This is a genomic window from Candidatus Obscuribacterales bacterium, from assembly GCA_036703605.1.
GTDB lineage: Bacteria > Cyanobacteriota > Cyanobacteriia > RECH01 > RECH01 > RECH01.
In genome coordinates, this window is record DATNRH010000417.1 from 1 (window position 1) to 1,433 (window position 1,433).

Below are 1,433 nucleotides of genomic sequence, written 5' to 3' on the forward strand. Positions count from 1 at the left end.
ATTAACACAGTAGCTGAGAATAAATCTAAGTGCACCCAATCCGACTACTCACGCAGTACTAGCCCATAGTATACAGAAGAAAATAGGCAGACCTAGCCTTTGGACATATCTAGAGATACTAGTGGATGGGAAGAAGTGCAGAAGCTAAAGAACTGTCCCATCACACGCAAGGACATCATCGCAGCTGAGGACATATTCGGACCGGACCACCTGGGCTCACTAAAGGGAAAGACAGTACGAAGACCACCCGGGAAGGTGAACACAGATGTGATGGTTATCCCTGCTGCTATCATGGACCGGTACAGGGAAGTAACATTGGGTGGAGACATCATGAAGATCAGCAAGATACCATTCATGGTAACAATCAGCAGTTCAATCAGGTTTGGCACCATGGAGTTAGTGACCAACCAAATGATGATGACCCTAGCCAAGGCCATCGGAAACGTAGCCAAGGTGTACATGCAGAGGGGTTCAAGGTAACCATCATGAAGATGGATGGAGAGTTTGAACCTATAAGAGGTGACTTGGCAGAGATAGGCATCACGCTCAACATAACATCCCAAGATGAGCATGTACCAGAAGATGAGCACGTACCAGAGGCCGAATGATGCATCTGACTTGTAAAGGAATGAACTCGGGGAATGTATAACACGCTCCCATACAAGAGGAGGCTGCCGGCTCAGATGGTCGTGCAGATAGCATACCACAGCAACTTCTGGCTCAAGCATTGAACCCGCAAGAGCTAATAACAGGACAGGAGATAGACTACCATCGGCACTGTCGTCTGGAGTATGGGTCTTACGTCCAGGTACAGCCACGAGGAGCATGACAACTCAATGTCCACTCAGACAACAGGAGTGATTGCCATGAGACCAACTGGCAACAGCCAGGGAGGATACTACTTCTACAGCCTTCAGACTGGGAGGATCCTCAACCGGAACCACTGGACAGAGCTGCCAATGCCGGCAGAGGTCATCACCAGAGTTGAGCAGCTGGTGGCAGGCAATTTGGCTGCAGGCCTATCATTCACCAACCGACATGGTCAGGTAAACAACGATGATGATGATGACGATGAAGATGATGATGATGATTAGGATGGAGATGCCCAGCCAGGAAGAGAATGAGGATGACATGCCCCTGGACCAGTCAGTCACAGATGTGGGAGAGGACAAACTTGAGGACCTACAAGACGACCAAGACCAACACTTACCTCCTGACATACCTAACAATGCTGTGGCAAACATTGATCCTCCACCACTGCCCGAACAGGACAATCAGCCAGTTGATCCCGAACCAGCGGAAGCAAATGACCCAGGTGACACAGCCGAGCGTCGAGCCGAGTGCAAACTCATTAGGCTAGAAATTGACAACCAGTGCCCTGAGGTCCTTCCTGGAAGAACCAGGCAGCAAACAAGAGACATTCGGCTTGGAAA

General features: G+C 49.8%; 3 protein-coding genes. All 3 read left to right on the forward strand.

All coding sequences use genetic code 11. The features are described from left to right. The first annotated feature begins 99 nt into the window (after window positions 1-99). Window positions 100-480 carry a hypothetical protein gene (locus tag V6D20_08555; protein ID HEY9815832.1) on the forward strand — a complete coding sequence of 127 codons (381 nt, stop codon included), beginning with the start codon at window positions 100-102 and terminating at the stop codon, window positions 478-480. Window positions 481-866: 386 nt separating this feature from the next. Next, window positions 867-1,094 (forward strand): hypothetical protein, encoded by a 228-nt coding sequence (locus V6D20_08560; protein ID HEY9815833.1) that lies wholly within the window; start codon window positions 867-869, stop codon window positions 1,092-1,094. Beyond that, a partial coding sequence (locus V6D20_08565; GenBank protein ID HEY9815834.1) for a hypothetical protein occupies window positions 1,057-1,433 on the forward strand: 377 nt, incomplete at its 3' end. The genes V6D20_08560 and V6D20_08565, both read left to right, overlap by 38 nt.

Excerpts from the sequence above, each read along its gene's own strand:
- V6D20_08560 (HEY9815833.1), top strand. The coding sequence starts at position 867 with ATGAGACCAACTGGCAACAGCCAGGGAGGATACTACTTCTACAGCCTT.